This window comes from Nitrosomonas supralitoralis, from assembly GCF_003011925.2.
GTDB classification, from domain to species: domain Bacteria; phylum Pseudomonadota; class Gammaproteobacteria; order Burkholderiales; family Nitrosomonadaceae; genus Nitrosomonas; species Nitrosomonas supralitoralis.
This window is the reverse complement of record NZ_PXXU01000117.1, coordinates 1-3,272: the sequence shown is the minus strand read 5'-3', so window position 1 is coordinate 3,272 and position 3,272 is coordinate 1. Positions and strand designations below refer to the sequence as shown.

At 42.0% G+C, this 3,272-nt stretch carries 5 protein-coding genes; 3 read left to right on the top strand and 2 right to left on the bottom strand.

What is annotated here, in order from left to right; all coding sequences use genetic code 11:
* Window positions 1-459: 459 nt before the first annotated feature.
* Both C7H79_RS18510 and C7H79_RS18505 read right to left on the bottom strand, forming a co-directional pair.
* A complete protein-coding gene (locus tag C7H79_RS18510; protein ID WP_242447356.1) occupies window positions 460-1,143 on the bottom strand; it encodes a Fic family protein in 684 nt (227 codons plus the stop codon).
* On the bottom strand, window positions 1,043-1,633 hold the full coding sequence (locus tag C7H79_RS18505) for a Fic/DOC family N-terminal domain-containing protein (protein ID WP_197714668.1): 591 nt from the start codon (window positions 1,631-1,633) through the stop codon (window positions 1,043-1,045). Before C7H79_RS18505 ends, C7H79_RS18510 begins: the two co-directional genes overlap by 101 nt.
* A gap of 393 nt (window positions 1,634-2,026) precedes the next feature.
* On the opposite strand from C7H79_RS18505, the gene C7H79_RS16705 reads away from it, so the two are divergent.
* From C7H79_RS16705 to C7H79_RS19615, 3 genes are all read left to right on the top strand, one after another.
* A complete protein-coding gene (locus C7H79_RS16705) occupies window positions 2,027-2,542 on the top strand; it encodes a lipocalin family protein (RefSeq protein WP_106708364.1) in 516 nt (171 codons plus the stop codon).
* Window positions 2,543-2,562: 20 nt separating this feature from the next.
* A complete protein-coding gene (locus tag C7H79_RS16700) occupies window positions 2,563-2,991 on the top strand; it encodes a pyrimidine dimer DNA glycosylase/endonuclease V (protein WP_106708363.1) in 429 nt (142 codons plus the stop codon).
* 113 nt (window positions 2,992-3,104) lie between these two features.
* Window positions 3,105-3,272: transposase (locus C7H79_RS19615; protein WP_147383659.1), on the top strand; the 168-nt coding region annotated here is incomplete at its 3' end.

The following is a 3,272-nucleotide window of genomic DNA, read 5'->3' as shown; positions in this document are numbered from 1 at the left end:
GACACTACCATAATTGTCGCCTAATAATAGCTCGGTTGCTTTACAATCGGGACAAGCTACTTTGTCATCCGAACTACGTTCGATCAATGCTATGACTTCATCGGCGTGTTCTTTTCCTTCCAATCTTTTTCGCAGTTTGTCGCGTTGGTTTCGGCTCATGTGCTCTATTGATTTCATCTATGCTTTGAATTCCGTTGATTTCATTGTGCACACCTCTATTTCTATATCTCAATGCACATTCGACAACCAATTCAACAGTTAATTGTTACATAGCCTTTTGTTTCCTTCGAGGAAATCTATTCTTTTAATTGCTAACTTACCAAGTTTAATAAATTACAAAAATGCCAGGCTAGTAACGAAATATCCTCAGCAATAGGGCAATGTCTTTATTTTTCTGCAAATAACGGCATACTTTCTATCAGAACGAGATTACAAGATGTTTACAACCAACACCTTAGATTATGCCAGCGGTTCTGTGCCTTCTTCCAGAATAGTCAGATAAGATTTGTATGCAAACAGCCGATCCCGCTGACGACCAGTTATCTCTTGAACGATGTATACTTTCTCCAGATTCTGGAGGGCAGTGTTGATGGTGGGCATGGTCAGTTCCAATGAAACCACCAAATCTTTTAGGGCAATAACCGGTTTTTTTCGCAAGTGCGCCAAGATTTTTAAAGCCGACGGCGCAGCTTTTCCAAGCGCCCCTTCAACCTTGCGCTGGTCTGCATCGAATAGATCAAGAATGCGCCGGGCTGTCGCTACCCCCTGATCGGCAGTTTCAATAACGCCGCGCAGGAAGAAATTGATCCATTCCTCCCATTCACCGGTATCGCGGATATATTGCAATTGATCGTAATATTCATCGCGGCGTGTTTTGAACCATAGCGAGAGATAAGGAATTGGTTCTTTCAGAACACCATCGTTACAGAAAAGCAGTGTTATGAGCAACCGCCCGACACGGCCATTCCCATCCAAAAAAGGGTGGATGGTTTCAAATTGCACTTGGGCCAGCGCGGCGCGGATGAGGATCGGCAAATGATCATCATCCGCATGAAGGAATTTTTCTAAAGCAGCGAGACATTCTTCTAACCGATCTGGTTGAGGAGGAACGAAACGGGCTTTTGATGGACGTGGGCCGCCTATCCAATTTTTGCGACCGGCGAAACTCCCCCGGCATCTTTGTTGAACCGCGACCTTTTGAAAGCAGAATTTCATGGATTTCTCGGATCAGGCGCAAAGATAGCGGGAATCCATCGCGCATGCGCTCCAGGCCATGATTCAGCGCCGCTATGTAATTGGAAACATCCTGGACATCATCTTCAGCAGGTGCGCCGGGAGTCACTTCGCTTTCATGGATCAGGAGATCAGAGAAGCTCGATTGGGTTCCTTCAATCTGTGAGGATAAAAGCGCTTCTTTTCGGACATACATGTAAATGAATAATCCAATATCCGGCAAAAAGCCTGCCAAACCGTCCAGACGACCAAGCGCAGCGCTGGCAGATGCCAACAAGTTGCTAAGCTGCCCCATATCCACAGGCGGTTTTGGTGGCAGAGCGGCGGGTACAAAAGCCTGATATTTCTCCTCTGCCACTGAGCAGGATACCAATTCACCCGTTTCTCTAACCTTCTTCATGAAGTTTTCCATCTTTAATTAGCGTATCGCATTAATTAAATTACATAGCGTTAATTTAATTAACAACATTTCTAGTTAAATATCTTTAGATGGTAAAAACAACTAATTAAAGTTGTCGTGCTTCATTTAATTAGCCGTTTTAGCATGGTGCGTAGAGAAATAACAGCGATTTTGTCCAGCTTATAAATCAATAAAACAAGTCATCTTCAAGAGAAAGCTCGAATAATGCTTTTCTCCTTCAATTCTGATAGCCTGACAGTTACGATGCCTGCATTTAATCACCAGATTTCTCAAGCATTCAGCGCAAGGAGGGTGCAGGATTAAACGCTGTGGTTATTCTTTTTCAATTCGGGGCAGAAATTAATTTTCTGCCAATGAATGAGGTTAAATAAAATGCGTCCTTTTTTGCTATTTCTTTTTTGTTTGGGTTTAATCAGCTGCACAGGAATGCCGGAGGGTGTCGCGCCTGTTAAAAACTTTGATGAAACCCGGTATCTTGGCAAGTGGTATGAAATTGCCAGGCTCGACCATTCTTTCGAACGCGGGCTGAGCAAAGTGACGGCTGAATATGCGTTGATGAGTGATGGCGGTATTGAGGTTATCAATCGGGGCTTTTCAGCTGCAGAAAACAAATGGAAAGAAGCGAAAGGAAAAGCTTATTTTGTTGGGGCGCGAAATGAGGGGCATCTGAAAGTTTCATTCTTTGGCCCATTTTATGGGTCATATATCGTCTTTGATCTGGATCAGGAAAATTATCAATATGCCTTCATATCTGGCTATAACACATCTTACCTTTGGCTTTTATCCAGAACACCAACGGTTAGTGAAGAAGTTAAAGAGCAATTCGTTAAAAAATCAAAAGAACTGGGCTTTAATACGGATAGCCTGATATTCGCTGAAGGTAATTAGCATTGAAAGGGTGATGTGGCATGAGACTTTGGTCAGTTCATCCAAAATATTTAGATGCAAAAGGTTTGGTTGCACTCTGGAGAGAAGGTCTGCTTGCTCAGAATGTTCTTTTGGGTCATACCAAGGGATATAAAAATCATCCGCAATTAATACGGTTTAAAAATACAGGCGAGCAAACCAGCGCAATTGCCAGTTATTTAAGATCAGTCGCTGAAGAAGCGGATAACAGAGGCTACAATTTCAACAAAAGTAAAATCGTAGATATGGTTCTTAAAGACAAAATTTCTGTTACAAACGGACAGGTGCAATATGAATTCGAGCACTTATTAAAAAAATTAAAAATCAGGGATCAGACTCTCTATCAGCAATATAAAGATGCTGTTGTGATAGATTTGCTTCCTCTATTTAGCAGGATTCCAGGTGAGATTGAAAACTGGGAGAAATTATGAATTTTTTCTGTCTACTGACTTTAAAATAAATCCTGATTACGTAGAACCTTCCATCAGCCAGTATTGAGCTCGGAATAGATAATACAACTACTGAATCTATAAGGAGAAGGATTATGAGTAAGAACAAAGTCCAATTCCAGAAAGGGTTGAGTTTAACTGATTTCATGACTGAGTATGGGGATGAGCAGCAGTGTCGAAGTTTTATTTTTCAAGTCCGTTGGCCGCAGGGATTTTGTTGTCCTGAATGTGGTTATGATAAATTTTGCGAGATCAAGAGCCGT

Bases quoted from the DNA above. Each gene is read 5' to 3' on its own strand.
- C7H79_RS18505 (WP_197714668.1), bottom strand. From the start codon at position 1,633: ATGAAGAAGGTTAGAGAAACGGGTGAATTGGTATCCTGCTCAGTGGCA.
- C7H79_RS16700 (WP_106708363.1), top strand. From the start codon at position 2,563: ATGAGACTTTGGTCAGTTCATCCAAAATATTTAGATGCAAAAGGTTTG.
- C7H79_RS16705 (WP_106708364.1), top strand. From the start codon at position 2,027: ATGCGTCCTTTTTTGCTATTTCTTTTTTGTTTGGGTTTAATCAGCTGC.